Genomic DNA, 25,684 nt, shown 5'->3' on the forward strand with positions numbered 1-25,684 from the left:
ACTTTAGACCCAACTAAATATTTTCCTATCTCTGACATCCTGGCTCCTAAAAATACTGATACATATCAAACATCGGCATCACAATAGATATTACTATAAAACCTACTACCAGGGCCAGCAGGACTATCATCATTGGTTCTATTAGGGAAATAGAGGCATCAATACTACTCTCTACCTCCTGTTCATAGAAAATATTGATCTTCTGCAGCATCTTTTCCAGTGAACCCGATTCTTCACCAATCCTGACCATCTGAACAACCATCCCCGGGAATTCAGGTGCTTCAGCCAAGAGATGGGATAGATTGACACCCTCCCTGATCTGTCCCCGTGCTTCAAGTAAAAGATCAGCATAGACCTTGTTATTAAGCACCTCCTCAACAACAGCTAATGAAGCTAGTAGGTCAATACCACTCCCCAGTAGAACCGCCAGGGTACTGGCAAAACGTGAGACTATAATCTTTTTTATCATCTTACCAAGCACTGGAATCTTAAGAATAAATCTATCCAAGCTATATTTCCCTTTTGCTGTTTTAAGATATTTATATAATATTAAAATCAGTAATACCATAATAATCAGCAAAATCCACCAGTAAGCCTGGACAAAAGCACTTAGTCCCAGTAAAATTCTGGTAGGCCAGGGTAATTCGGCCCCAAACCCGGCAAACATAGTGACAAACATAGGTACTATCCTGACCAGTAGAAAAATAACAACTAATATGGCCACAACTAATATGGTAAAAGGATAATAGAGGGCTGACTTTATCTTGCGGTTTATTTCATCCTGTCTCTCATAATGATTAACCAGTTGATTAAGTATTTTATCCAGCACACCACCGGTTTCACCAGCCTTAATTAATTGACAGTAGAGTGTGGGGAAAACAGCCGGGTATTTCATCATTGTTTCTGAAAGACTCATCCCGGTTTCTATATCCTCCTGCATACCACGAATAACTTCCTTTAACCGTGAGTGTTCAGTTTCCTGGTAAAGGATATTTAGACAATCAACCAGGCTGATCCCGGCATCGATCATGGCAGCAAACTGCTGGCTGAAAATCATCAAATCTTTAGTTTTAACCCTTTTATTCCCTGTCAGGTAATCAGCAAGTTTCTTTTTCTCTTTTTTTTCATTAATAGCAGTAGGATAATACCCCTTTTCCTTCAGTTGTTTAGCTGCGAGATCAGCAGCTTCAACCTCAATAGTCCCACTTATCTTATTACCACTATGATTAACAGCCTCATATTCATAGAGTGGAGACATAAACTTCCCCCCCTTTATTCGTTACTTAGCCAAACCTGGTGATGCCCTTTTTGATATATTCAGGATTAGTAGAACGCCTGACTGCAGTTTCCATACTGATCAATCCCTTTTCGTAAAGTGATATCAGGTAATTATTCATCACTATCATACCGTATTTCGCACCTGTCTGCATAATTGATTCCAGTTGTGAACTTTTACCCTCGCGAATAATATTGCGTACAGCTGGAGTACCAATTAACACCTCCAGCCCAGCCACCATTCCCTCCATATCTGCCCGGGGCAAAAGCTGTTGAGCAATAATCCCGTTAAGTACAGAAGATAACTGGATTCGAACCTGCTGTTGTTGATGAGCTGGAAAAACATCAATAATTCTATCAACAGTCTTGGGGGCATCAGTTGTATGGAGAGTAGCCAGCACCAGATGACCGGTCTCAGCAGATTCCAGAGCAATAGAAATAGTCTCCAGGTCACGCATCTCACCTACCAATATTACATCTGGGTCCTGACGCAGGGCAGCCCGCAGTCCTGCAGCAAATGATCTGGTATCAATCCCTACCTCCCTTTGATGAACAATTGAATTATTATGTTGATGGAGGTATTCAATCGGGTCCTCCAGGGTCAGGATATGACATTTCCTCTCTTGATTAATCTCATTGATCATTGAGGCCAGGGTAGTTGATTTACCACTACCGGTTGGCCCAGTACATAAGACCAAGCCTCTGCGCTGAACCGCCATTTTTTTGAGTATTTCCGGCAACCCCAGGTCATCAATTGTCGGTATCTCTGTCGGAATAATTCGCAGGGCCAGACTAACAGCCCCCCTCTGGCGATAGGCATTTACCCTGAAACGGGAAAAACCGGGAACACTATAAGAAAAATCAAGTTCCCCTTGTTCCTGAAAGGTCTTCCACTGATCCTCATCCATCAGATACCGACATATCTCAATCAGGTCAGCGAAAGTAAATTTATGAGAATATTGTTCATAAGCCCTTAATACCCCGGTAGTCCTGACAACAGCCTGAGAATTTACCGTTAAATGGAGATCAGAAATATTAGCATCTTCAACAACACTCTTTAATAATCCTATTATATCCAGGTCCATAATATTCACCCACCCCTTAGATTATTACCCGCATTAGTTCATCAATTGATGTAAGACCCTGTTTTACTTTGGCCACTCCATCCTGATGGAGTGTTGTCATATCGCAGGAAACAGCATACTTTTTAAGCTCATCCTCCATGATACCCCTGCTAAGCATTTTCTTTAGCTTATCATCAACTACTAAAACTTCATGGACAGCCAGTCTTCCCCGGTAACCAGTAGAACTACACTTATCACAGTGCCGAGCCTGATAAACAGCAGCATCAAGTTCTTCAATCCCTAGTATTTCTTTTTCCTCTTCCAAAAGGAATTTTTTCTCTTTACAGGAACTGCAAAGTCTCCTCAATAACCTCTGTGCTACCACCCCAATAAGAGTTGAGGAGACTAAATAAGGGGGGATACCCATATCTATTAATCGAGTAATCGAGCTTACTGCATCATTGGTATGTAGGGTACTTAAAACCAGGTGACCGGTCAAGGCAGCCCTGACAGCTATCTGGGCTGTCTCTTTATCCCTGATTTCCCCAATCATAATAATATCAGGGTCCTGTCTCAGAATTGACCTTAAAGTACTGGCAAAGGTCAGGCCTGTTCTGGGATCAGCCTGGATCTGATTAATCCCCTTAATCTGGTATTCAACAGGGTCCTCAACTGTCACAATATTTTTAGTTACCGAGTTTAAATAATTTAAAGCTGCAAATAGTGTGGTGGATTTACCACTACCAGTTGGTCCTGTAACGAGTAAAATACCGTGGGGCTGCTCAATTAAGGCTTTAAAACAGGAATAATTATCATCACTAAAACCCAGCTTATTAATATCAAGCAATGAATCATCTTTATTTAATAAGCGAATAACCAGTTTTTCCCCAAATACAGTGGGCAGAGTGGAAACCCTCATATCCAGCTTAACCCCTTTAACATTCATAGTTATCCTACCGTCCTGTGGTATCCTCCTTCTGGTAATATCCAGGTCGGCAATAATCTTAAACCGGGAAATTAAAGCAGCCTGAGTATATTTAGGAGGGGTCATCTCTTCCCTTAAAACACCATCAATCCGATAGCGAACCCTTACCTCCTGTTCCTGTGGCTCAATATGGATATCACTGGCCCTCATCTGAAGAGCCTGGGTGATTATCAAGTTACTCAGTTTGACAATGGGGGCATCTTCTACCATCTCTTTTAACTGATCAAGTTCTGGTTCCTGCTTGTCCTGATAGCTGTCAAGACTATCAAAAATCTCAGCAGTATCCCCTTTATCCATCGAATAGATTGTATTAATGGCCTTCTTAATTAACTTTGCAGCAGCAATACAGCTTTCCACCCTCATACCAGAAGTCAATTCAAGGTCATCAATAGCTACCAGGTCTGTGGGATCACTCATAGCCACCCTTAATTTATTCTTCCTCACCTCAAGTGGTATAACATTATGACGGCGGGCAATATTCTCTGGTATATAATCAGCCAAACGGGGATTAATTATATAATTTGACAGGTCAACATGAGGTATACCCAGCTGAAACTCCAGAACCTGAATCAGGTCTTTTTCCTTTAAGTAATTTAAGTCAATCAGTATCTGTCCCAGCCTCTTACCTGTTTCCTGCTGGACCTTCATAGCCTCCTGCAGTTGTTTTTCTGTCACAAAGTTAAAATTAACAAGTAATTCACCTAATTTTAAACGTCCCTTATTTTTCATTCGACCCACCCTGACTCTCCTACAATTTTATAAATAATCCTTTTATCTGTCTATACAGAAAAATCTAGGACTAAAGTATGATAAGCATAGGACTAAAGTATCATAAAATCCGCCCTTTGTAAATATATTTCTATAAAATTCGTAAAACTCCTGCTTTTTTAGAAATTTTTTCTTTTCTTTAGTATTTCTTTCCATTTGGTTACTTCGGGTTCATGTCCTGTCCATAACTTAAATGACTCTATTCCCTGATAAAGAAGCATTCCTTCACCATTCAAGCATGATGCATTTACATCCCGGGCAGCCTTCAACAAAACAGTCTCTGCCGGATTATATACCAGATCAATTACCAATAAATCCCTGTGCAAAGCCTGGGGCTCTATGACTGGGCTAACCTTTATCTCTGGTGCCATCCCTATTGGTGTAGTATCAATTAAAAGGTCAGCCTCCTTAATCACATTATAATACTGATCAACTGATAGTTCTACATATCCTATGGATAAATTACTATAAGTTTTTTCCAGAAAATCAGCCAGCAGTTTAGCCTTTTTATGGGTCCGGTTAATAATAGTAATTCCTGCTGCCCCACTCTCACAAACTGCTACTCCTACTGCCCTGGCTGCACCACCTGCTCCTACAATAACTACATTTTTTTCTTCAATCATAAAACCTGCATCTTCCTCTATCATCCTTTTTATACCAATTACATCTGTATTATACCCCTTTAAAATACCCTCATCATTTACAATTGTATTAACTGCACCAACCCTTTCTGCCAAAGGGTCAATTTTATCCAGTAGGGATATAACCTCTTCCTTATAAGGAATTGTTACATTAACACCCCTGATATTTAAGGAGCGTATACCCACAACAGCATCTGCTAACTCCCCAGGTTTTACCGAAAATGCCAGATAAACATAGTTTAGTCCTAGTCTCCTTAAAGTACTATTATGAAGTAGTGGTGAATAAGAATGACCTATCGGATAACCAATTAAACCAAGTAAAGTTGTTTTTATATTAACCATTACTTAACCTCCTTTTTTTCTTTATACCTGGCTTCAATTCAGCCAGTAACATACCAAATATAATAAAAAATCCACCTGTCAAACCATTTCTTCCTAGTGCTTCCCCCAGAAAAAGGAATGAAAAAAGTGCACCAAAAACCGGCTCAAGGGTAAAAACCAGAGCTGCATGGGTAGGTGTTGTATACTGTTGTGCACAACTCTGTAAATAATAAGCCAGCGCTGTTGCCAGTAAACCAGTATATAAAATAACAGCTGCTGAAATATAATCTATCCTGCCAATACCATTGTCAAAATATGCTAATAAATAAGCGGCAATAGCAGTCACAGCCAGTTGAATAAAAGTCAAAATGAACGGATCTTCTTTTTTAAGATATTTATCCAGTAAGACAATATGTAAAGCAAAAAAAAATGAACAAAGTACTGTTAAAAAGTCACCATAATTAAACCCTTGATTACCATTTGTCTCTGTTAAAAGAAAAAGGCCAATAATTGATAATATTATCCCCAGACAACTAAACAAATCCGGTATTTTTTTTAACATAAATACCAGGATTAAGGGAACTATAACTACCGCAAGTCCAGTAATAAGACTTGACCTTGAAGCTGTAGTAAACTTAAGTCCAATCACCTGCAAACAATACCCACTAAATAACAAAAGACCCAGCATCAGGCCCTTTTTAATGCTATGGTGGCTTACATTTGCTACCCTGTTTTTCAGAAAAAAAAGCAGGGCCAGCAGAGCAACTGTAAACCTAACTGCAATTAAAAAAAAGGGGTTAATACCTTCTATAATATATTTCATAATAGGAAAAGTACTCCCCCAGAGCATCACAACAATTATTAATAAAAGGTCACCCTTATATTGTTTATTTTTTAAAATCATCTATTTCCTCCCGGATTATTTGTAAATTTCTATCTTCTCCTCCAGTTTACTTCGTTTAATAATTACTATCTTTCTTTTATATTTTTTTATTATCCCTTCATCTGTCAATCTGTTCAATAATTTGGTAACAGTGACCCTGGAAGCCCCCAACAGATTAGCGATCTCCTGATGTGTCAGAACAATATCAATCATCTGACCACTCTTTACCCGAACACCAAACTCATCAGCAAATCTGAGCAAAAGGCTTGCCAGCCGACCCTCAGCATCCTGAAAAACAAGCTCTCTGATCTGACTTGTCAGCAGGCGAGATTTCTTAGCCAGGGCTTCAATAATCTTAATAGCCACTCCTGGATTTTTCATAATAATGGACTCTAGGTCAGCTAGCGAGATAATTACCAGTCTGGCATCTTCTATTACCTCTGCTGTCATTGGATGAGCATCCTGGGCAAAAAGGGATATTTCCCCAAAGATATCACCCTCCTGAAGTATAGTAAGGGATTTTTCCTTACCATCAGGTGACAGCAGAGATAGCTTTACCCTACCAGCTACCAGGATATAGAGCTTATCATCATCATTCCTTTCAAAGAAAATAACCTCATCCTTTAAATATTTCTTCTCATAGGCCTTCTCACAGATCAGTTTTACTTCATCCCAGTTAAGCCTGGAAAAAACAGCTAGTTCTTTTAAACACCTCTGCCTCTCCTCCATATAAAAAACCTACCCTTCAAAATCTTTATCTTTTTGACAATCAGCACAAATGCCATAAAATTTTATCCGATGCTCTTTAATGATAAAATCATAATTTTCTTCTAATTTATTTTCAAAACTCTCCAAATCATCATCATTAAACTCTATAATACGACCACATTCCTTGCAAATAAGGTGATGATGATGTCTCCCATCTTCCAAATTCAACTCATAACGGCGGTAATTACTATCAAAATCAAGCTGGTAAGCTATCCCCAGCTCACACAATATCTCCAGACTACGGTATATCGTTGCCAGTCCTACATCAGGGTTTATCTCCTTTACTTGATCATATAATTCCTCTGCACTATAATGTTTGTCACTATTTTCTACCAACACCTCCAGGATTAACCTGCGTTGGGATGTTAATTTGTAATTGTTATTTACCAGTTTAGCTGTTAAACTCTCCAACAGTTGATCAGTCAATCTCTTCACCACCCTATTTAAATAGTTAAATATATTTTACCAGTCCAGAGTAAATAATACAAATTAAACTTAATTGAAATATTACTCAAAAAAGTTAGTATTTACTATTGACTCTTTTTGGAATTAATAGTATAATAATTTTATCATCATTTGTCGTTTTATGTAAAAAGAAGGGAGGATTTTATATGAAATCTACTGGCATAGTCAGGAAGATTGACGATTTAGGCAGAATGGTCATACCCATTGAACTGCGCAAGACAATGAATATCGATAAAAAAGACCCAATGGAGATCTATGTCGATGAAGAAAAAATTATACTTAAAAAATATGAACCAGCTTGTATCTTCTGTGGCAATGCAGATGACACCTTTGAATTTAAAGGAAAGGTTATCTGTCATGATTGTGCAGAAAGCATGTCTGAGTAACAGATCTCAGTAATTTTGTTAATGTTTACATAAATTAGCACCCTTACGTTCAGGGTGCTAATTTTTTTATTTATTTTTTTATTTATCTAGCAAAAATATGATCCCCAATACTGGCGACTACCGGTCTTGTTGAAATCCACTGAACATTGGTAGCAACTTTAGGATTATAGAAAAACAATGAACCATATGTTGGGTCATAGCCTAGCAGAGCCGCCCGGGCCGCATCAATAGAACTCTTCTGTGGATAGAAATTAGCCTGCCCATCTAAAAGACAGCTAAACTGATTCCTCTGTAAGATAACCTCCCTAATACTATTAGGAAAACTATCACTCTCAACACGATTAATAATAACCGCCCCAACAGCAACCTTACCCCTGAAACTCTCACCCCTAGCCTCACCATTAATAATACGGGCCAATAGAATTATTTCCTCTCTGGAAACATCCATTCTGCTTTCTAGACTACCTTTAGGCAAAGCCTGATAGGTTTCATCTCCAACAATCCCATCAGTCATTAAGCCCTTATCTCTTTGAAATAATTTAACAGCATTAGTGGTACCTTTTCCATATAAACCATCAATGACCCCATTATAATAAGATAATTCCTTTAATTTCCTCTGTAAAATAGCTACATCTGCTCCTTCATCACCATCCTTTAGTATCCTTTCACCAAAGATAAGATTATAGGCGGCAGATACCTCTAGTTGATAGACAACTACAAATAGACAGATCAGGAATATAAATAATATTTTCTTTTTCAAAGTCTTTAAAGTCATTTTTCTTCCCCCCTTTTAAAAAACATCCTTTCTAATAACCTCATTATACGGGTAGTAAAAAACTCCCTGCTGTTCATGGGGTCAACCAGTATAGTTACAAAACCCATTCGATTACCTCCAAACACATCAGTAAAAAGCTGGTCACCTATAACAACAATCTCCGATGAATTAAGTGCCATTACAGTTTGAGCCTTTCTAAAAGCCTTTCCTGCTGGTTTAACAGCCTGTCCAAAGGCAGGTAAATCAAGTTTCTCACTAAAATAATTAACTCTTTTAGCTGTACCATTAGAAACAAGGCAGATTTGAAAACCCCTATCTTTAATCTCACTAAACCAGTCGATAATCTCCTGTAATATCTCTTCCTCTGACCAGGGTACTATCGTATTATCTATATCACAGATAACCCCCTTAATACCCTGTTTTTTTAATAAGTCAAAATCAATTAAGAAAACATCCTGATAGTACTGATCTGGTTTTAACTTGTTAATCATTATACAGCACCTACTATTTTTTTATTATATACCATTTAGAATATTTTTATACATATCTTCTATATTACCTATATCATAAAATAAATCAAGTGAAATGTCAAATTAGTAAAAAAGAACCATAAATAGACCGGATATCCGGTCTATTTATTAAACAATCTGGCAAGCTCTTCTATTGCTTTTTTTTCTATTCTTGAAACATATGAGCGGGATATTCCCAGTATGGCTGCTACCTCCCGCTGTGTCAACTGCTCTCCATCAAGCAAGCCGTAACGTAATTGAATAACCTTTTTCTCTCTTTCTGATAAATTCTCCAATTTATAATATAGTTTCTCTTCATTAATCGTTTTCTCAACCTTATTAATAACTGAATCTTCATTACCTTCCAGAATATCTAATAGGGTTATTTCATTGCCTTCACGATCAGAACCAATTGATTCCTGCAATAACATTTCATGACTGAGCTTTTTAGTTGATCTTAGATGCATCAATATCTCATTTTCTATACATCTGGCCGCATAGGTAGCAAGTTTGGTTTTTTTAGTACCGTCATAGGTATTAATCCCCTTAATTAAACCAATAGTACCAATAGAAATTAAGTCCTCATTATCAGTATGTGTTGAATCATATTTTTTAACAATATGGGCAACCAATCTTAAATTGTGCTCTATCAGTATATTACGGGCCTTTTCATCACCTTTAGTCATTAGCTCTAGATATTTCTGTTCATCCTCACGTGAAAGGGGTTCTGGAAAAACCTTTCCACTTCTGAGATAAGATACTAATATCAGGTAACCCTTTATCAGTCCAACCAAAAGAGATAACAAAAATAGTTCACCCCCTGAAATAATCCTAAACTATATATATGAGGTGAACTAGAAAAAAGTGAATAAAATTTTATTTTATTATTTGTAGAGGAATTTTTTCCTGAAGGTTTTTAAGTATCCCTAGAACATCATCTTTAGTCCCCTCTGTTACATCCAGAATAATAAGGCCTTCTTCCTTTTTATCTACTGTGACCATAGCCAGTCCCTCATAGGCCTTAAATAACATATCGATAAAAACTATTTCTTTACGGGGAACTTTGATCATAACCTCCCTGGTATCTGGCATGTCACTCATCAGCTTTTTCTCTCCTTAGAATGTAATACGGCTTAACAGGTCTACTGACAGGAATCCTAATTAGTTCTTTAGGATGAGGGGCTTCATTAACCATTTCACCATCTTCACTAATGATATAATCTATTTTATTAAGAAAGGATTTAATCCCTGGACCCATTATCTCTATAAGATCACCTTTAAAAAACTTGTGACGCACCTCAATCACAGCCTCTGACTCCTCTGGCAGGTACTGACGTACCATGCCCATAAAATCATAACTCCGCTGGTAGGCAGATGACTGATAATTATGGTCCCCGGCAGAGGGTTTTCTGTGGAAAAAACCAGTGGTATAATCACGATGGCTTACTTTTCTCAACTCTGCCAGCCATTCTTCCTTAAAAACATAATTTTGGGGATCAAGCAGGTAAGTATCAAGGGCTTTTCTATAAACAGAGGTCACTGTAGATACATAATGAAGGCTTTTCATCCGTCCCTCAATCTTAAGGCTGTCAACCCCTGTTTCAATAATATCCGGTATCTCATTAATTAAACATAGGTCCTTTGAATTCATGATATGTGTCCCTGATTCATCCTCATAAATAGGATAATACTCACCAGGTCTCTGTTCTTCCATTAAATAATACTGCCAGCGGCAGGAATGGGCACAGCGCCCTCTATTGGCATCACGATTTGCCATATAATTACTCAGTAAACAGCGCCCTGAATATGAAATACACATTGCTCCATGGATAAACATTTCCAGTGATATAGAACTTTTATCCTTGATTTCCATAATCTCATCTTTTGATAGTTCCCTGGCCAGGATAATCCTCTCAACACCCTGTTCCTGCCAGAAAGAAATACTGGCCCAGTTAACAGCATTTGCCTGGGTACTGAGGTGAACCGGAATTTCTATTCCTTCTAGCTGTAGTATTCTCAAAATACCAGGATCTGATATTATCAGAGCATCTACTCCAATATCTTCTAACTGCTGAAGATATTCCTCAATCCCAATCAGATCATCATTATGTGGTATCATATTAACAGTTACATATATTTTACTATCATTATTATGACTAAATTCTACTGCTTCTTTTAGTTCCTCAAGGCTGAAATTATCGGCTCCTTCTCTCAATCCATAGTTATGACCACCGCAGTAAACTGCATCAGCACCATACAGTATAGCAAGTTTTAATTTCTCCAGATTTCCAGCAGGAGCCAGTAGTTCTGGTTTTTTCAACTTCCCTTACCTCCTAACACTAATAGCAAGACCATCCCCCCATGGGAGTATAGTAGATTCCAGTAATTCATGGTTCATAATTACATCAATATATTCTTTGAGTCTATTTACCATTGTCCTTCTTTTATGTTTAATCAAACCCTTTTTTCTTACATAACCGCGGTAAAGTACATTATCAGCTATGATCACCCCACCAGAAGGTAGCAGTTCTAATACCGCTTCCAAATAATTTAAATACTGACCCTTGGCTGCATCAATAAATACCATATCAAAACTGCGCCTTAAAAGTGGCAGGATTTCAAGGGCATCACCTATCTTCAAATTTACCTGTCCCGAAATCCCGGCTTTATGGAAATTTTTTTTTGCCCTTTCTGCCCTTTCTTCATCCCTCTCTATCGTAACAAGTTCAACACCCTGACCTGCGGCCCTGGCCAGCCAGATAGTAGAATACCCAGTTGCTGTACCCACCTCCAGAATCCTTTCTGGTCTCTTAATTTGTACCAATATCCTTAAAAACTTACCCACCTCAGGGCTTATAATCGGGAGATATTCCTGGCGGGCCTTTTCCTCTATATCCCTTAATACATAGGTAAGATCATCCATCAGTTACCCTTCAACTCCTGTTGTAGTTTAATATGTTTATGATAGGTTCTGGAGAACTTATGACTGCCGTCTTCCAGGGCAAAATAAAAGAGATAATTTTTCTCAGCTGGTTTCAGAGCAGCCTCAATAGAATCATCACCTGGGCTGCATATCGGCCCAGGGGGCAAACCATAATGGCGGTAAGTATTATATCTTGATACCACCTGTAAATCTGAATACAAGACCCTTTCTTTACGGGCAGGAAGACTATATTGAATACTGGCATCTATCTGCAGTGGCATTCTCTTTTTAAGTCTATTATATATCACAGCAGAAACCAGGGGTTTTTCTTCCTTGATTCTAGCCTCTTCTTCTATTAGAGAAGCAATAATCATTATTTCATATGGTGAATATTTACTGGCTAGAGAGCTGTCCTGTAATTTGTCCCACCAGCGCCGTTCAAATTCTTCCAGCATAAGTTTAAATATCTGTTCAGGTTTATATTCCCGGGGAATAACATAGGTATCTGGATAGAGAAAACCTTCAAGTACATACCGGATATTACTGGTAGATTCCTGTAAATATGGTTTATTAAATGACAAATTAGCTTTCTGGAGAAATGTTTCTTTATTATATAATGTTACCTCTGCCAATCGCTCAGCTATCTCTTCAACAGAAAAGCCTTCCGGAATAGTTACTTTATATGTTGCAATCCTACCTTCAACAAGTAAAGAAATTATCTCCATCATATTATATGATGGTTTAATATCATATAAGCCTGCCTTCAATTTACTATCATAACCAGTCAGGGCCATTACTACATTATAAAACAATTTTGACCTTATAAGCCCGAGATTCTCAAGTATCTCCCCCAGTTCCCGGCTTGTTGTACCCGGTTTAACCCTTAAAGAAATAAACCTTTCAGCATTTCTATCTACCGGTCCCATCAAATAACTTATTTGAAATACCACAGTAATTAAGATCACAAATAAAAAGAATATTATACCAGCTCTTTTCACTATTCCCTCTCCCTTTTAACTCTGGAATAGGAATATTATATCAAAGCTGCGCTCTTCATGCAATTTGTTCTAAAAGTGTTCCTTCTTTAATATGTATATTAGACCTATCAATTACTGTAATAACCACTACTTTATACAATCTAACCTCTATTATCACCGCAATATCATGCCCCTTATCAATTATAGCTATCTCTTCACCACTATTATTATAAAACATAATCTTATAATCAAGTCCTTTAATTACCTCTCCTACCACAGCCGGATTAATATCCCTCTCCTTCATCCTTCTTAAAGCATGTGTAGTAGTTTCAATCCTGAAACCATAATCAATAATACTAAACTCAGCCAATAACATAATTAGCCCCCCTCTAGTTTCTCTTAATAACATTATTTCCAGATAAGAAAAACTTATACTGTCAAAAATTGAGAGCAATTAACTATGCTATTGAGGAACAAAAAAGAGCCCCTTAAGGACTCCAATTATTAGTCTATTATGTAATTTTACTATAACTCTAAATAAGCCTGTCTCACTTTAGCAAATTCTTCATCATTATCAATATGTGCTAAAACCTCTTCACCTTCGTTACCAATCAATTTCATAACAAAGGCTTCCTGTTCTTCATCATCCGCATTTTCAGCCGGGACCATAATAAAATAGCGCTGACTGTCAAGATTTAACTCCTCTTCTATCACATATTTTTCTTCATTTTCTCCATCATTTATAATTAATTGTCCTTCTTTTTCATTGATCCAAAAAGTCCCTTCTTTATTCATATACTCTTCCCCCTCTTTTCCTTGTTTTTTTTCCTATTCTTCAAGTCAAGATAACCCTGTAATATCAGGGCTGCTGCCACAGCATCAATTACATCCTTACGCTTACTCCGGCTTAAGTCTGCCTCCAGAAGTACTCTTTCTGCTGCTACAGTAGTCAGCCTTTCATCCCATAAGTTGACTGGAATATCTACCCTTTTCCGTAGAAAATTTACAAATTGATTTGTCTTTTCTACCCTTGGACCCAGGGTTCCATTCATATTTATAGGAAAGCCTACCACAATCTCTGTTATTTGATACTCCTCAAGATAGTCCTGTAATTTAATAAAGTCTTCTGTAAGATTTTTGCGCCGAATAACCCCTTTACTCTGGGCTGTCAGACCCAGGACATCACTAATTGCCACACCTATTGTTTTATCACCATAATCAAGACCCATTATCCGCAATTACTATAACCCCCAAAATTCTTATAACTATTGCAAACCAAAAACCGCCAGACTATCAGGCTCCATAACCACAACTTTAATAGCAAAACCAAGCCTTGGTAATTTACTCTGCTCTGTCTTAATATTGAAATCATTTATATTAGAATATCCTTTTAAGAAATCCCTGGCAGCGGCAATATCCATACCAAGTAAACTATCAGCTAAATCATCTGTATCAATAGCAGGTATAACAGGTGCCAGTAACCCCATTGTTATATTATACATTCCCTGACCAGCATCTTCAAGTTTAAGTTCAGTAATATTAACACCTGAACTCATTAACTGCATATTATTATCTAGTTTATCCTGGATTATTCTGGTGGCCAGCCTATCTAATTCATTATTCCTTATTAAATACCCACTAGCGGTTAAACTCGCTGTTGCCTTAAGTGTGTCAGCCTCATCACCTACCTGATGATTAAAATTAATCTCAGGTTTAGAATAGCTCAAGCCCTCTTCAATGATGTAATAATTCCCTCCCAATTTTTTATACATCCTGGTAACCAGTTTTGATTCTAATTCTTCTTTAATACTTGACTTTAAACTAGCTAGATCATTTTCAGTAACAAAGGGTATCCTTTTATCCCTACCACCACTTGTCGGTTCAGGGTTAATAACATGGATGTCTTCTAATTTATGGACAAAGGTATTAATTCTCCCAATACCAACATTAGCAGTACTACCTTTTTCTAAGGCCTCAATTCTAACCTCACCCATACCAGCCTTCATACCTACAGCTACATCCATTAAATAATCCACTGTTAGCTTTGGTACGACAAGCTCCTCTAAAGTCTGATATTTTTTTCCGTCAGAGGTACTTAGCCAAGTAGCAGCCGGTATTCTTACATCCTCAGACCGCTCATTAATAATTTTAACTATACCTGATGATTTTGTCTCCCCAAGAAGTCTAATTCCAGTAGTTTTTACTTCATCTTCCCCAGTAATCTCTACCTCAGTCTGGTGGATAGGTAGTCTTTTACTATCCCAGTCAATCCTGGTAAGGCTGGTAGAGCCGGCAATATTAAATTGATAGTTCATCTCTTTTACTACTGGTCTTATTTCAATTATTACAGTAGGATATAGAAAATAAAAATAGGCCATAACTAGGATCAGCAAACAAAGAAAAACACCCATTAAAGCTGAAAAAACATTTCCCCTCTTTTCCTTTCCTAAACTGTCATCATTATCATCAAAGTTTTGTTCTTTTCCTGCGGCTTCTGCCTGAAAGGGAATATTTCTTTCCAGAGCATTGAGGTCAGGATAGATTACAAAATTAGAGCTAATTACCTTATCAGCTAAAACAGGGTCTGGATTGATAAAAATAATTTCTTTTTTATACCTATCAGCATATTTTTTAATTAATTTTAAATTAACTGTACTATTTAAAATTAATAAACCATTACGTATCACAAGTGCAAGTTTATCAACAGGGGTAGTCCTGATTAATTCTATTAAGTCCCTAACTCCTTCTTCTTCATCTATATAAAAAACCCTATAGCCCCTTACTTTCAAGATAAACCATCCCTTCATAATTATCTAGTTTAGCTCCATATAAGGCAAGAGAACGCGGAGTTGTATGTTCAACACCTGTCAGGAGTCTATTATTATCAGATATTTTAGCAATATTCTGTCCGTTTAGCAGTTTTATAAGCGGTTTTTGAATAAAGGGGAGACATTCCTGTAGATTTAATATACTAAAACCCTCTATCAATCCCTTTAAACCACTACCCCCACCACAGAAATAAATATTAGCAGGTAGCGGCTCCCCGGCTGCTAATTCGTGTAGTGAAAACTCAATACCCTGATATAATATCTGTAAATCCCCTTTTATTAATTTGTCTACCTGTTTATAATAATTACTTAGCTTTCGTTTGGAATAACTTAATTTAATAGCTTCTGCCTCTTGCAGTGAAACATGTAGATTCCTGGCCAGAGTACGGGTAAAAGCACGCCCCCCCATAGCAAACATCTTTGTCCCCTCTACACCACCATTTCTGAGCAATGCAAGATCAGTTGTTCCTCCACCAATATCAATTATTATGGCCCCAAACTCATATGACTCATTATTCATAATACCCTGAGCTACTGCATAAGGTTCTGCCACAGTACCTACAAGTTTGCAATTTAATTCCCTGGCAATAGTCCGAATAGCACCAAGCTGAACCAGCGGTGCAAAGGTATAAAAAACCACAAGATTAAGATTATTACCCTGAAATTGATAAGGATTATTTACCCGGTATCCATCTATCTTAACCTCAACCAGGGAGTAGTGTATCAATTCAAGTTTAATATCACTTACTCCTGTTTCCTCTGCTGCCTTTTTAAGGGCTTGCTGGTAAGCCTTTTCCCGGCCCCTCTCAATCAACTCATTTAATTCCTTGTAATTTATTTTTTTATCTGAATTACTGCGAGCTTGTTTAACAGAAATCAACACTCCTTTGACAAATTCACCAGCAATACCACTAACCATTTCCCTGGGTCGGTATGGTGTGTAGTTTTCAGCCCCTTTGACCGCTTTTCTGGCTGTTTTAACTACACCAACTATATTTGTAATTGCCCCTCCATCCATATTACCATAATCCTGTTTAACCCTGCTGAAACCTAAAATATTTTTCTCATCATTATTATACTCAATAATAGCTGCCTTTAAATATTCTGTACCTATGTCAAGAATCAAACGATGTGAAAAATAACTCTTCTTCTTTTTGGCTAGTATAGAATTTAATATACCCATTTTCTCACCCTCCATGATATATTATTACCATGTTTCTCCTATATTATTACCAATATAAGGATAATTATTTATATAAATATAATAGTGTTAACATGGGAAAAAAAAGTATTGTTGCAGAAGCAACTACACCGGAATCATTTACCAAAATAGTAACTATACTACCGGCAAGCCCGCCGAAGAAACCTGCTTTAAGATAAGGTCTTTTTATAAAGAGATCTTTTAATCTAGGACCAGGTTTTTTGAAAACAAATAAGAGATAAATAATAAAAGCAAATATTACCCTGGTCCAGATTGTCCATCTTAATAATTTGAGATTCATACTTAATTTTCGTTTTATCACTAATAATATATACTGCCAGTCCCCCTGAATTATTCTAAAAACCGCCTGGCCAATATGACTCCTTATTCTCAAAAAGCCACTATAATCCAGATAAATAATTAGCAGAAATACTATTAAAGACAGCAGTATAATCCTAAAAACATTTTTTTTACCACTCAGGTAATAATATGTTATTCCTCCTGCCAAAAGAAAGGTAACCATCCCACCAAAATTTGCTCCCAGGGTTGGAGATCCGATTAGATAAACTATTGACAAAAATATAGGCACAGCAGCTGGTATTAAATATTTTTCTATCCCATTCTTATAATCCCTGATTATTTCTATTAAGCCAGTAAAAGAGATCAAAAAACCCCCAATAAATATTCCCATATATTCATTACCAATTCCATAAAAGCGAGCACCAATTATTGAAGAATACCCCAGTAATGAATCAGCCATTAAAGAATAATCATGAAAAAGGTCATAACCTATAGTAAGTATTGTAAGCAGAGCAATAAACACTACTCTATATAAATAATGCCGTATTAAACCTTCCACGACTATTAACTCAACTAAGGTTAAAAATAGGAGTGAAAATATCATCGCAAATGCTGTAAGGATAGGTAGGTTAGAGATGATAAGATAATTGAAGGGTACAAACAATACTGCTATTAAAAGATATTCAGATATAAAGTTAATTATGCTAAAAGTTTTAAACTTACCCCAAACAATCCCCAAAATAGCAATTATAATTAATAAAAGTTGTAACAAAATAAATCCTTTGATAAATACAGGCCGAAATTTAGAAATCAGAGTAATCCTTTTATTTAAGAGTTTTAATTCAGACCAGCTAAATTTGCCTGGGTAAGAAATTATTTTCATCTCCTGTTTAATACCATTAGTCAACATAAAGATTGACAGCAGGTCAGTAATCCTGATAACCCCTTTTCTACGGGTTGTTGATGTTGATAAATAACCTGGACAGATATTTCTCCCTGCCAGCAGGAGCCAACTCAATCTGGCACCCTGCCTGATCATCTTATCAGGGGGGGTAGGTACTATTATTCCTATCTGAGTTTCAGTCAGATCAAGTTGTGTTAATAAAAACCCCAGAAAGCTATCAACCCTTTCCAGAGCCTTTTGTTTCTCAAAGTTAATCATATCAACTGGCAGCTGCCCTCTGAACTCCTCTATCCTGCTTAGATCCCCGGTTTCAATTACCAAAGCATCAACTAAACTGGTATACTGATAATAACGCTTTTTTATAGCCTGCCAGTTTGTCTGGTATCCCCAGGGATATTTGCTTAATTCCAGGCTTGTTAATAAATCCTTACCAACATCACCCCGGGGGATATAACCATTTTCATCCATAAGCATGGCAACTACTGTTCTCTTTTCATTCCAGTATGTATCACTATTACCCAGTACAGCTATTTTAAGGTCATTTTCTCGGGCAATTTTTCCCCATAAACCAATTTCCGGGTTATAGTTATTCCCCTTATTATCTTCTTTAATTAAGGAAATTTGATTATTCAAGACAGCAGAACCAATATTTCTTCCCGTTTGAGAATATTTACTTTCCAGACATTTTTTTCCGGCGCCAGCAGATAAATAGGCACTTTCAGTTTGCAAACGTCCTGCTGTCCGGACATTCATTAAACTAAAAGCACCTTTTTTTTGTAAATAATCTATATTTGGTGTTTTAGCAGAGTTGAGCTCATCCAGGCTCAATTTATCGGTAATAAGCCAGATTACCTGTGGTTGTTCTGCCCCCTGAGCAATGCCTGGTAGGAGAAAAAGTGTTAAGGCAGAGAGAAAAAACAGTAATCTCTTCATTCCTGTCCTTACTCCTTCTTTTTCCTTAAGTATACCATAAAAAGGCCAATCCTATTCCAGGTATTACAATAATTCCTGGAGGTAATTCCTTAAAAGTTCTTCTATGATATCATCTCTTTCAATTGTCCTGACCATAGTCCTGGCATCATTATAACTGGTGATATATGCAGGGTCACCAGATAGCAAATAACCAACAATCTGATTGATAGGATTATACCCCTTATTCTCCAATGCCTTATAAACCTTTTTTATTACATAGCCCGTTTCACTTAACTCTTCTTTGTTTAATTTAAACCTCATTGTCTTATCATTAAGATTATCTTCAGGCATCAAATCACTTCCTTTTTTAAGCCAGCCAGGCTTTAACTTTTCCTAAATTAATTATTATGTTATTTATAATATTCTTTGTTACCCTGCTAATTCCTCTTTAATTTACTTATTTTCAATTATTTTTTTTGCCTCGGCTAAAGCCTCTGGAATCTTTTCAACCTTTTGTCCACCTGCCTGAGCCATATCCGGGCGGCCGCCTCCACCTCCACCTGCTATCCTGGCAACCTGGCCAATAAGTTTCCCAGCATGATAACCCTTACTGAGCAGGTCTTCACTAACTGAAGCTACAAAAATAACCTTCTGGCCCAGGTCAGAAGCAAGGACAATTACCCCTGAACCCATCCTGGAATTTAACTGGTCAGATAATTTACGTAAACCCTCATTATCAATACCTTTTAATCCAGCAGTGAGCAAGGAAATACCATTAATTTCTTGTATATTATTTAACAGATCATCTACTTTCAAATTTGCTAATCTATCTTTCATTGACTTCACTTCATTTTCAAGTTCTTTCTGCTGATTTAACAGTGCTTTAACCCTCTCTAAAAGCCTGGACCGGTCAGTTTTCAGTAAAGAAGCAGTCTCAGCTATTAATTCCCTTTCTTTATTGACATAATTAATTACCTCCATACCTGTCACCGCTTCAATTCTTCTAATTCCAGCTGCAACACTTCCCTCACTAATAATCTTAAATGAACCAATCTCAGCTGTCCAAGCAATATGTGTTCCACCACATAATTCTCTGCTATAGTCCCCCATAGTAACGACCCGGACATTTTTACCATATTTCTCCCCAAAAAGGGCAGTTGCTCCCATTTCACGTGCTTTATCTATTTCAGTCTCTATAGTCTCCACTCTGAGATTCTCCAGAATAACCTGGTTAACCTTTTTTTCTACTCCATCAAGCTCAACAGCAGTCATTGCAGAGAAATGATTAAAATCAAAACGCAGTCTATTTGCTTCAACCAGTGAACCAGACTGATTAACATGTTCACCAAGTACCTCTTTTAAAGCCTTATGAAGCAGGTGTGTTGCTGAATGATTACGGGCAGTAGCTTTTCTCAGGTCAGCATAAACCCTAGTTTCAACAGAACTGCCCTGTTTGATTACCCCTTTTTTAACCTCAACACTATGGACTATTAATTCTGCCTTTTTCCTGGTATCAAAGACCTCAGCTATATTTTCAGCTGTTCTTAGTATCCCTTGATCACCAATCTGGCCTCCACTCTCAGCATAAAAAGGTGTCTGATTAAGGATTACCTCTCCCTTTTCACCACTCTGTAGCCTATCAACAGATTTACCATCTTTAATTATAGCAAGAATTTCTGCCTCGTTTTTTAAATCACCATAACCAACAAAATTAGTCCCTGACAGGTCTTTCTTTAATTTGCTATAGAGTATTTCATTCCCGATTCCGCTAAAGCCTATATCCTCTCTGGCAGAACGTGCCCTTTCCCGTTGTTTTTCCATCTCTTTTTTAAATTCATCTTCATCAATGGAAAAATCCGCTTCTTCCAGAATATCCTTAGTTAAATCAAGGGGAAATCCATATGTATCATATAATTTAAAGGCATCTTTGCCTGATAGTGTATTCTGATTACTTGCCTTTAATTTCCCTAACATCTCCTGAATAATGGATAAACCCTGGTCAAGGGTCTGTAAAAACCTTTCCTCCTCAGCTTTAACAATCCTACTGATATGCTCTTCCTTAACAGATAATTCAGGGTACCCAGCAGCCAGTGTGTCTATTACTACTGGAACCATACGGTACAAAAAGGGTTCTTGATAACCTAGTTTCCCAGCATAACGTACAGCCCTCCTCAAAATACGGCGAATAACATATCCCCGGCCCTCATTGCTCGGTAAAGCACCATCAAATACTGCCATAGTAATACCCCTGATATGGTCAGCAATAACCCTGAAAGCAGTAATAGTATCTTCATCTCTAGTATAATTAATACCAGTATCCTTTGCTATATATTCTATCATTGGTTTTAATAGATCTGTTTCATAATTAGATTCGCAATCCTGTAAGATAGAGGCAACCCTCTCTAAACCCATTCCTGTATCAATGTTCTTATTCGGCAGTGGAAGATATTCTCCATCCTCAGATTTATCATACTGAGTAAAGACAAGGTTCCATATCTCCAGAAAGCGGTCACCTTCACCACCAATTACATCCTCATCACCTGTTCCATACTCTTCTCCCCTATCATAATGTATCTCAGAGCAGGGGCCGCAAGGCCCAGTTCCTATCTCCCAGAAATTATCCTTTTTGCCCATACGTATTATCCTGTCTTCACTAAGACCTATTTTATTATGCCAGATCTGAAAGGCTTCATCATCATTTTGATAGATAGTAATCCATAATCTCTCCTCAGGCAATTTTAATACTTCAGTTACAAATTCCCAGGCCCAGGAAATAGCCTCTTCTTTAAAATAATCACCAAAAGAAAAATTACCCAGCATCTCAAAAAATGTATGGTGTCTGACTGTTTTACCTACGTTTTCAATATCATTGGTTCTGATACATTTTTGACTGGTGGCAATCCTATTTCTTGGTGCTGTTTTACGTCCATCAAAATATGGTTTAAATGGTGCCATACCAGCATTAATCCACAGTATACTCGGATCATCCTGTGGTATTAGCGGTGCACTCGGCATAATTAAATGCCCCTTATCTTTAAAAAAATCCAGGTAAGCCTGTCTTATTTCATTGCCTGTCATTGACATCCTTATTTGTCCCCCTTAATTATTCCACTTATATGTAATTTCACAGTTAAGCGTATTGCATAATTGATTATTGCACTGACCCAGCACTCCCGGTATCATACATTAAGGTTGCCCTGCAAAAAATCTATTATGAAAGAGCCTTAGTTATAATAAATGATACTAAAAATCAGATTATTTGTCAATTGTACTGATACAGTAAATGTCAATATTCCAGACCCCTGATGATTAATTTAAAGACTACCTTAATAGTCCCTGCTATTGGGACAGCAAAAATCAAACCCCAGACACCCATTAATTCTGCCCCCACTAATAGAGAAAATATAATCCCCAGAGGATGTATTCCAACATTTTCACTCATTATTTTAGGGCTAATAATACTACTTTCCAGCTGTTGTATTACAAAATAGATTAAAGCAACAATAAGCGCCTTGCTCATTGAAACCCTTAATGCTATAAAGACAGCAGGTACTGCACCTATAAAGGGACCAATAAAGGGAATCATATTACTGAAGGTTGCTATAACTGCTAAAATTGTAAAAAACTTCAGTTTTAAAATAAAAAGACTTATTCCTGTTAAAAACCCTACAATTATGCTGATCCAGATCTGTCCCCTCAAATAAGCAATAAACATTTTGTTTAATTCTCTACCCACTTCCAGGAAAAGCTGTTTTCTGTCAGCAGGTATTATTTTTATGATCTCTCTTTTAATCTTGGGCAGATCTTTTAATATATAATAAGTTATAAATGGGGCTATTACTAAACTTATAAGTATTGACAGTGAATTTATTATTATTTCTGTAATATTTTGTATAAAAGCAATCATCTGTTCTTCCAGCCTTGATAATGTCCCATCTATTACCTCTTTGATCACTACTGGCAGTTGTATACGGTGATATTCACGATTTAGATAACTAATATATTCATCAATAGTTCTTATATACTCCGGTATACTCTGTGTTAAACCCTCAAGTTCATTAATAAAAAGGGGGAGCATTATTAAAGCAATAAAACTACACATTAACAGAAATAGAAGCAGTAAGATATAAATTGCCCAGGACCGTGATACATTCCTTTCCCTTAAAAAACATACAATAGGATAAAAGAGATAGGCCAGTATAATACCAAATACAAAAGGAATCACAGCTGTCTTTACACTCATTAAAAAATAAATTATGCCCCATGTTAAAAGGAGCATAATTATTATTTTAAAATCCTTTTTCTCTATTTCCATATAGTATTTCAACCCCTGGTTTTATTGTGTACTCTCTTCCCTCAGTTTTTTTAAGGCCTCTTCAAGCTGGTTTATTTTTTTCCCAAAACTTATTTTACTGGTAATCTCCTTACCGATAAACTCACCCTCTTTAGCTGCCTTTTTTTTTGCCTCTTCCTGGGAATTTCTGAGCTCTTTTTTTTGATCACCAGTTTTTTCCGAATCTTCCTCACTGGCTACTTTCTTTATTCTATTAAAACCTGTTTCATCATTTCCTTCTCCATTATCTGCTGTTTCCTTATCATTACTTCCCTTATCAACTCCAGTTTCAGTATCATCTTTTTCCCCATCTTTCTTTTCCCCTGTCGCTTTTTTTTTCTGAGTAAGGAAAAAAACAGTCAAGCTCAAGAGACCGCCAAAAAAAACACCACTCCAAAAGCCATCTCTATTGATAGGTAGACACCCCCTGTATATAGTTCTTTACCTATTATCCCCTTAATACAGTATTTTAAACTAAAATAAGGAAGCCTACTGACTCCCTTTTAAAATACCAGACAAACCCTCCCCATCAATGCCAACGTAAACCTGTGGAACCTTACCGAGTATAACTACCTCTGTTACCGGAATATCAGCATGTATATCAACACTATGACTTTTAAAGGGTACTATCAACTTTATTTGAGCAGCTACATCAAGATAAATCTTATGACGGGTCTGATTAATCCCGGCAGAAGTGAAACTGTCCTTGATTTTAGGTGGTTCAGTAAAACCAGCAGGTATTATTCTAGCTTCCAGTTTCGGCCCAAAACCTGCTAGAAGCTCAATGCCAAATATCTGTGCCAGTGGAACAGAGACTGTTTCCTGACTGGCCTCTGCTAACTTTTCCTGAATTCTTAATGATATACTGGAGGTGAATTTATTAATATTTTTAGTGTTAGGCTGCATTAGTACAATAGCATCACCACTCTTATTATAAACATAATCAATCATATCCTGATAATCAACTTTTTCTGCCCCCAGGTCAACTGCCTCATTTATGGCACTATTAGCAATCTTCACCGCTTCAACCTCAGCCAGACTAAAAAATATAGGGGTGATAGTATTATGTAGAAATATAAAAAAAAGCAGTAGTAAAATAATAAACACTATTAGTATTTTACAGATTGAAAAATTATTTAAAAACAAAACAATCCCCCCTTCTACTATCCTATGCAGAAAGGGGGAAATGTGTTAATCAATTTTCACTTTAGCAAAACGCCGCTTACCAATTTGAATAATCATACCATCTGTCACATCAGCATCAATATTTATCTTCTCCTGTTTCTCATCATTTATTGAAACTGCCCCCTGTTTTATCATCCGACGAGCCTCACTATTACTACTTAAAAGCCCAGTCCTGGCAATAAGATTAACTATCCACATCTTACCATCCTCAAGTTCACTCTCTTTGATGGTAAATTCAGGTATATCTTCAGGGAGTTTACCCTCTGAAAAAACCCGGTCAAATTCTGCTGCACTCTCATCTGCTGCAGTCTTTCCATGATACTGCTCGACTATTGTTAAAGCTAATTGCTTTTTATATTTCATGGGATTAAGCTGACCTTGGGCAAGACTCTGCTTAATTTCCTTTAATTCATCTTCAGGGAGATCAGTCAATAATTCAAAATATCTACTTATTAAATCATCTGGAATAGACATCACCTTACCATACATATCATTAGGACTATCATTTACACCAATGTAATTACCCAGGCTTTTACTCATTTTATTGACACCATCTAAACCCTCAAGTATCGGCATCATCATTACAACCTGCGGTTCCTGTCCATACTCTCGTTGTAAATCCCGGCCAACCAGGAGATTAAAGCGCTGATCTGTTCCACCAAGTTCAACATCTGCTTTTATAGCTACAGAATCATAACCCTGCATTAAAGGATAGAAAAATTCATGAACACTAATTGCCTTTTCATTACTAAAACGATTGGAAAAATCCTCCCTCTCCAGCATACGAGCAACCGTATACTTGGAGGAAAGGTCTATAACATCCGCAAACTTAAGCTCACCTAACCATGAACCATTAAAAACCAGTTTAGTTTTATCTTCATCAAGTAGTTTGGCAAATTGTTCCTGATATGTCCGGGCATTTTCCTGGACTTCCTCTTCGCTCAGTTGTTTTCTGGTTTGAGATTTACCGCTTGGATCACCAATCCGACCAGTAAAATCACCTATTATAAGATATACCTCATGTCCCAGGTCCTGAAATTGCTTTAGTTTGCGCAGTACAACTGTATGTCCTAAATGAATATCAGGTGCACTGGGATCAAGACCCAGTTTAACCCGTAAAGGTCTACCCTCTTTATCGGCCTTTATTAACTTCTCTTCTAATTCTTTTTTTGATATTAAATCCTTAACCCCTCTTGTTAATATTTTTAGCTGTTTTTGTATATTCAACTATCTACACCTGGTAAACTATTACCAGGTAAACCCCCCTTCATAATAACCCTT

At 37.1% G+C, this 25,684-nt stretch carries 27 protein-coding genes; 1 reads left to right on the forward strand and 26 read right to left on the reverse strand.

Translation table 11 applies throughout. From position 1 onward, the window contains the following. Positions 1–46 precede the first annotated feature (46 nt). The 7 genes from GM661_RS11505 to GM661_RS11535 all read right to left on the reverse strand — a co-directional run bounded on the left by GM661_RS11505 (position 47) and on the right by GM661_RS11535 (position 7,131). Positions 47–1,258: a type II secretion system F family protein gene (locus GM661_RS11505; RefSeq protein ID WP_230866970.1), complete on the reverse strand. Its 1,212-nt coding sequence runs from the start codon at positions 1,256–1,258 to the stop codon at positions 47–49. A gap of 25 nt (positions 1,259–1,283) precedes the next feature. Continuing rightward, complete coding sequence (locus GM661_RS11510) at positions 1,284–2,354, reverse strand: type IV pilus twitching motility protein PilT (RefSeq protein ID WP_407929666.1); 1,071 nt, start codon at positions 2,352–2,354, stop codon at positions 1,284–1,286. Between the two features lie 22 nt (positions 2,355–2,376). Beyond that, the gene (gene gspE / locus GM661_RS11515) at positions 2,377–4,053 is read right to left on the reverse strand and encodes a type II secretion system ATPase GspE (RefSeq protein ID WP_230866972.1); all 1,677 of its coding nucleotides are present in this window, start codon (positions 4,051–4,053) and stop codon (positions 2,377–2,379) included. A 158-nt stretch (positions 4,054–4,211) separates the two neighbouring features. Continuing rightward, positions 4,212–5,075 (reverse strand): shikimate dehydrogenase, encoded by an 864-nt coding sequence (locus tag GM661_RS11520; RefSeq protein ID WP_230866973.1) that lies wholly within the window; start codon positions 5,073–5,075, stop codon positions 4,212–4,214. Next, positions 5,068–5,958, reverse strand: coding sequence for a DMT family transporter (locus GM661_RS11525; RefSeq protein ID WP_230866974.1), 891 nt, complete (start codon positions 5,956–5,958; stop codon positions 5,068–5,070). The genes GM661_RS11520 and GM661_RS11525 overlap by 8 nt, the downstream gene beginning before the upstream one ends. A 15-nt stretch (positions 5,959–5,973) precedes the next feature. Next, positions 5,974–6,666: a Crp/Fnr family transcriptional regulator gene (locus GM661_RS11530; protein ID WP_125990762.1), complete on the reverse strand. Its 693-nt coding sequence runs from the start codon at positions 6,664–6,666 to the stop codon at positions 5,974–5,976. Positions 6,667–6,675: 9 nt separating this feature from the next. Beyond that, complete coding sequence (locus GM661_RS11535) at positions 6,676–7,131, reverse strand: Fur family transcriptional regulator (RefSeq protein ID WP_125992228.1); 456 nt, start codon at positions 7,129–7,131, stop codon at positions 6,676–6,678. Positions 7,132–7,316: 185 nt separating this feature from the next. Between GM661_RS11535 and GM661_RS11540 the strand changes: the two genes are divergently transcribed. After that, positions 7,317–7,556 (forward strand): AbrB/MazE/SpoVT family DNA-binding domain-containing protein, encoded by a 240-nt coding sequence (locus tag GM661_RS11540; protein ID WP_125990763.1) that lies wholly within the window; start codon positions 7,317–7,319, stop codon positions 7,554–7,556. Positions 7,557–7,638: 82 nt separating this feature from the next. Here GM661_RS11540 and GM661_RS11545 read toward each other — a convergent pair whose 3' ends face one another. The 19 genes from GM661_RS11545 to tyrS form a co-directional block, all read right to left on the reverse strand. Continuing rightward, positions 7,639–8,331, reverse strand: coding sequence for a cell wall hydrolase (locus tag GM661_RS11545; protein ID WP_230866975.1), 693 nt, complete (start codon positions 8,329–8,331; stop codon positions 7,639–7,641). Continuing rightward, complete coding sequence (locus GM661_RS11550; protein WP_125990764.1) at positions 8,328–8,822, reverse strand: YqeG family HAD IIIA-type phosphatase; 495 nt, start codon at positions 8,820–8,822, stop codon at positions 8,328–8,330. The genes GM661_RS11545 and GM661_RS11550 overlap by 4 nt, the downstream gene beginning before the upstream one ends. A 140-nt stretch (positions 8,823–8,962) precedes the next feature. Then, on the reverse strand, positions 8,963–9,646 hold the full coding sequence (sigK, locus tag GM661_RS11555) for an RNA polymerase sporulation sigma factor SigK (protein WP_125990765.1): 684 nt from the start codon (positions 9,644–9,646) through the stop codon (positions 8,963–8,965). 70 nt (positions 9,647–9,716) lie between these two features. After that, the gene (locus GM661_RS11560; RefSeq protein WP_230866976.1) at positions 9,717–9,941 is read right to left on the reverse strand and encodes a DUF4911 domain-containing protein; all 225 of its coding nucleotides are present in this window, start codon (positions 9,939–9,941) and stop codon (positions 9,717–9,719) included. Next, the gene (locus GM661_RS11565) at positions 9,934–11,160 is read right to left on the reverse strand and encodes a peptidase U32 family protein (RefSeq protein ID WP_230866977.1); all 1,227 of its coding nucleotides are present in this window, start codon (positions 11,158–11,160) and stop codon (positions 9,934–9,936) included. Before GM661_RS11565 ends, GM661_RS11560 begins: the two co-directional genes overlap by 8 nt. Positions 11,161–11,166: 6 nt before the next feature. Further along, positions 11,167–11,763, reverse strand: a complete 597-nt coding sequence (locus GM661_RS11570) for an O-methyltransferase (protein ID WP_125990767.1) — start codon at positions 11,761–11,763, stop codon at positions 11,167–11,169. Then, positions 11,763–12,761: an endolytic transglycosylase MltG gene (gene mltG / locus GM661_RS11575; protein WP_230866978.1), complete on the reverse strand. Its 999-nt coding sequence runs from the start codon at positions 12,759–12,761 to the stop codon at positions 11,763–11,765. Before mltG ends, GM661_RS11570 begins: the two co-directional genes overlap by 1 nt. 55 nt (positions 12,762–12,816) lie before the next feature. Then, the gene (locus GM661_RS11580; protein WP_125990769.1) at positions 12,817–13,116 is read right to left on the reverse strand and encodes a DUF4258 domain-containing protein; all 300 of its coding nucleotides are present in this window, start codon (positions 13,114–13,116) and stop codon (positions 12,817–12,819) included. A 149-nt stretch (positions 13,117–13,265) separates the two neighbouring features. Next, entirely contained in the window at positions 13,266–13,535 is a 270-nt protein-coding gene (locus tag GM661_RS11585) for a DUF1292 domain-containing protein (RefSeq protein ID WP_125990770.1), read from the reverse strand. Further along, positions 13,532–13,978 carry a Holliday junction resolvase RuvX gene (gene ruvX / locus GM661_RS11590; RefSeq protein WP_230866979.1) on the reverse strand — a complete coding sequence of 149 codons (447 nt, stop codon included), beginning with the start codon at positions 13,976–13,978 and terminating at the stop codon, positions 13,532–13,534. Before ruvX ends, GM661_RS11585 begins: the two co-directional genes overlap by 4 nt. Positions 13,979–14,005: 27 nt before the next feature. Then, a complete protein-coding gene (locus tag GM661_RS11595) occupies positions 14,006–15,529 on the reverse strand; it encodes a baseplate J/gp47 family protein (protein WP_230866980.1) in 1,524 nt (507 codons plus the stop codon). Beyond that, complete coding sequence (locus GM661_RS11600; protein ID WP_230866981.1) at positions 15,510–16,751, reverse strand: cell division FtsA domain-containing protein; 1,242 nt, start codon at positions 16,749–16,751, stop codon at positions 15,510–15,512. The genes GM661_RS11595 and GM661_RS11600 overlap by 20 nt, the downstream gene beginning before the upstream one ends. 64 nt (positions 16,752–16,815) lie before the next feature. After that, positions 16,816–18,906, reverse strand: coding sequence for a hypothetical protein (locus GM661_RS11605; RefSeq protein ID WP_230866982.1), 2,091 nt, complete (start codon positions 18,904–18,906; stop codon positions 16,816–16,818). A gap of 63 nt (positions 18,907–18,969) precedes the next feature. Then, positions 18,970–19,236, reverse strand: a complete 267-nt coding sequence (locus GM661_RS11610) for an IreB family regulatory phosphoprotein (protein WP_125990775.1) — start codon at positions 19,234–19,236, stop codon at positions 18,970–18,972. A 102-nt stretch (positions 19,237–19,338) separates the two neighbouring features. Continuing rightward, complete coding sequence (gene alaS, locus GM661_RS11615) at positions 19,339–21,969, reverse strand: alanine--tRNA ligase (protein ID WP_230866983.1); 2,631 nt, start codon at positions 21,967–21,969, stop codon at positions 19,339–19,341. Between the two features lie 202 nt (positions 21,970–22,171). Next, a complete protein-coding gene (locus tag GM661_RS11620) occupies positions 22,172–23,200 on the reverse strand; it encodes an AI-2E family transporter (protein ID WP_230866984.1) in 1,029 nt (342 codons plus the stop codon). A 21-nt stretch (positions 23,201–23,221) separates the two neighbouring features. After that, a complete protein-coding gene (locus tag GM661_RS11625; protein WP_230866985.1) occupies positions 23,222–23,581 on the reverse strand; it encodes a hypothetical protein in 360 nt (119 codons plus the stop codon). A gap of 126 nt (positions 23,582–23,707) precedes the next feature. After that, positions 23,708–24,364, reverse strand: a complete 657-nt coding sequence (gene yunB / locus GM661_RS11630) for a sporulation protein YunB (RefSeq protein WP_164522275.1) — start codon at positions 24,362–24,364, stop codon at positions 23,708–23,710. Positions 24,365–24,409: 45 nt separating this feature from the next. Next, positions 24,410–25,630: a tyrosine--tRNA ligase gene (gene tyrS, locus GM661_RS11635; RefSeq protein ID WP_230866986.1), complete on the reverse strand. Its 1,221-nt coding sequence runs from the start codon at positions 25,628–25,630 to the stop codon at positions 24,410–24,412. Positions 25,631–25,684: the final 54 nt, after the last annotated feature.

This window comes from Iocasia fonsfrigidae (assembly GCF_017751145.1).
GTDB classification, from domain to species: Bacteria; Bacillota; Halanaerobiia; order Halanaerobiales; family DTU029; genus Iocasia; species Iocasia fonsfrigidae.

Coding starts and splice junctions, on each gene's coding strand:
- GM661_RS11550 (WP_125990764.1), bottom strand. CDS start 8,822: ATGATTAACAAGTTAAAACCAGATCAGTACTATCAGGATGTTTTCTTA.
- GM661_RS11605 (WP_230866982.1), bottom strand. CDS start 18,906: ATGAAGAGATTACTGTTTTTTCTCTCTGCCTTAACACTTTTTCTCCTA.
- GM661_RS11620 (WP_230866984.1), bottom strand. CDS start 23,200: ATGGAAATAGAGAAAAAGGATTTTAAAATAATAATTATGCTCCTTTTA.
- GM661_RS11560 (WP_230866976.1), bottom strand. CDS start 9,941: ATGAGTGACATGCCAGATACCAGGGAGGTTATGATCAAAGTTCCCCGT.
- GM661_RS11530 (WP_125990762.1), bottom strand. CDS start 6,666: ATGGAGGAGAGGCAGAGGTGTTTAAAAGAACTAGCTGTTTTTTCCAGG.
- GM661_RS11585 (WP_125990770.1), bottom strand. CDS start 13,535: ATGAATAAAGAAGGGACTTTTTGGATCAATGAAAAAGAAGGACAATTA.
- GM661_RS11580 (WP_125990769.1), bottom strand. CDS start 13,116: ATGTTATTGGCTGAGTTTAGTATTATTGATTATGGTTTCAGGATTGAA.
- alaS (WP_230866983.1), bottom strand. CDS start 21,969: ATGTCAATGACAGGCAATGAAATAAGACAGGCTTACCTGGATTTTTTT.
- GM661_RS11505 (WP_230866970.1), bottom strand. CDS start 1,258: ATGTCTCCACTCTATGAATATGAGGCTGTTAATCATAGTGGTAATAAG.
- GM661_RS11545 (WP_230866975.1), bottom strand. CDS start 8,331: ATGACTTTAAAGACTTTGAAAAAGAAAATATTATTTATATTCCTGATC.
- GM661_RS11520 (WP_230866973.1), bottom strand. CDS start 5,075: ATGGTTAATATAAAAACAACTTTACTTGGTTTAATTGGTTATCCGATA.
- GM661_RS11570 (WP_125990767.1), bottom strand. CDS start 11,763: ATGGATGATCTTACCTATGTATTAAGGGATATAGAGGAAAAGGCCCGC.
- gspE (WP_230866972.1), bottom strand. CDS start 4,053: ATGAAAAATAAGGGACGTTTAAAATTAGGTGAATTACTTGTTAATTTT.
- GM661_RS11525 (WP_230866974.1), bottom strand. CDS start 5,958: ATGATTTTAAAAAATAAACAATATAAGGGTGACCTTTTATTAATAATT.
- GM661_RS11600 (WP_230866981.1), bottom strand. CDS start 16,751: ATGGGTATATTAAATTCTATACTAGCCAAAAAGAAGAAGAGTTATTTT.
- GM661_RS11540 (WP_125990763.1), top strand. CDS start 7,317: ATGAAATCTACTGGCATAGTCAGGAAGATTGACGATTTAGGCAGAATG.
- GM661_RS11610 (WP_125990775.1), bottom strand. CDS start 19,236: ATGCCTGAAGATAATCTTAATGATAAGACAATGAGGTTTAAATTAAAC.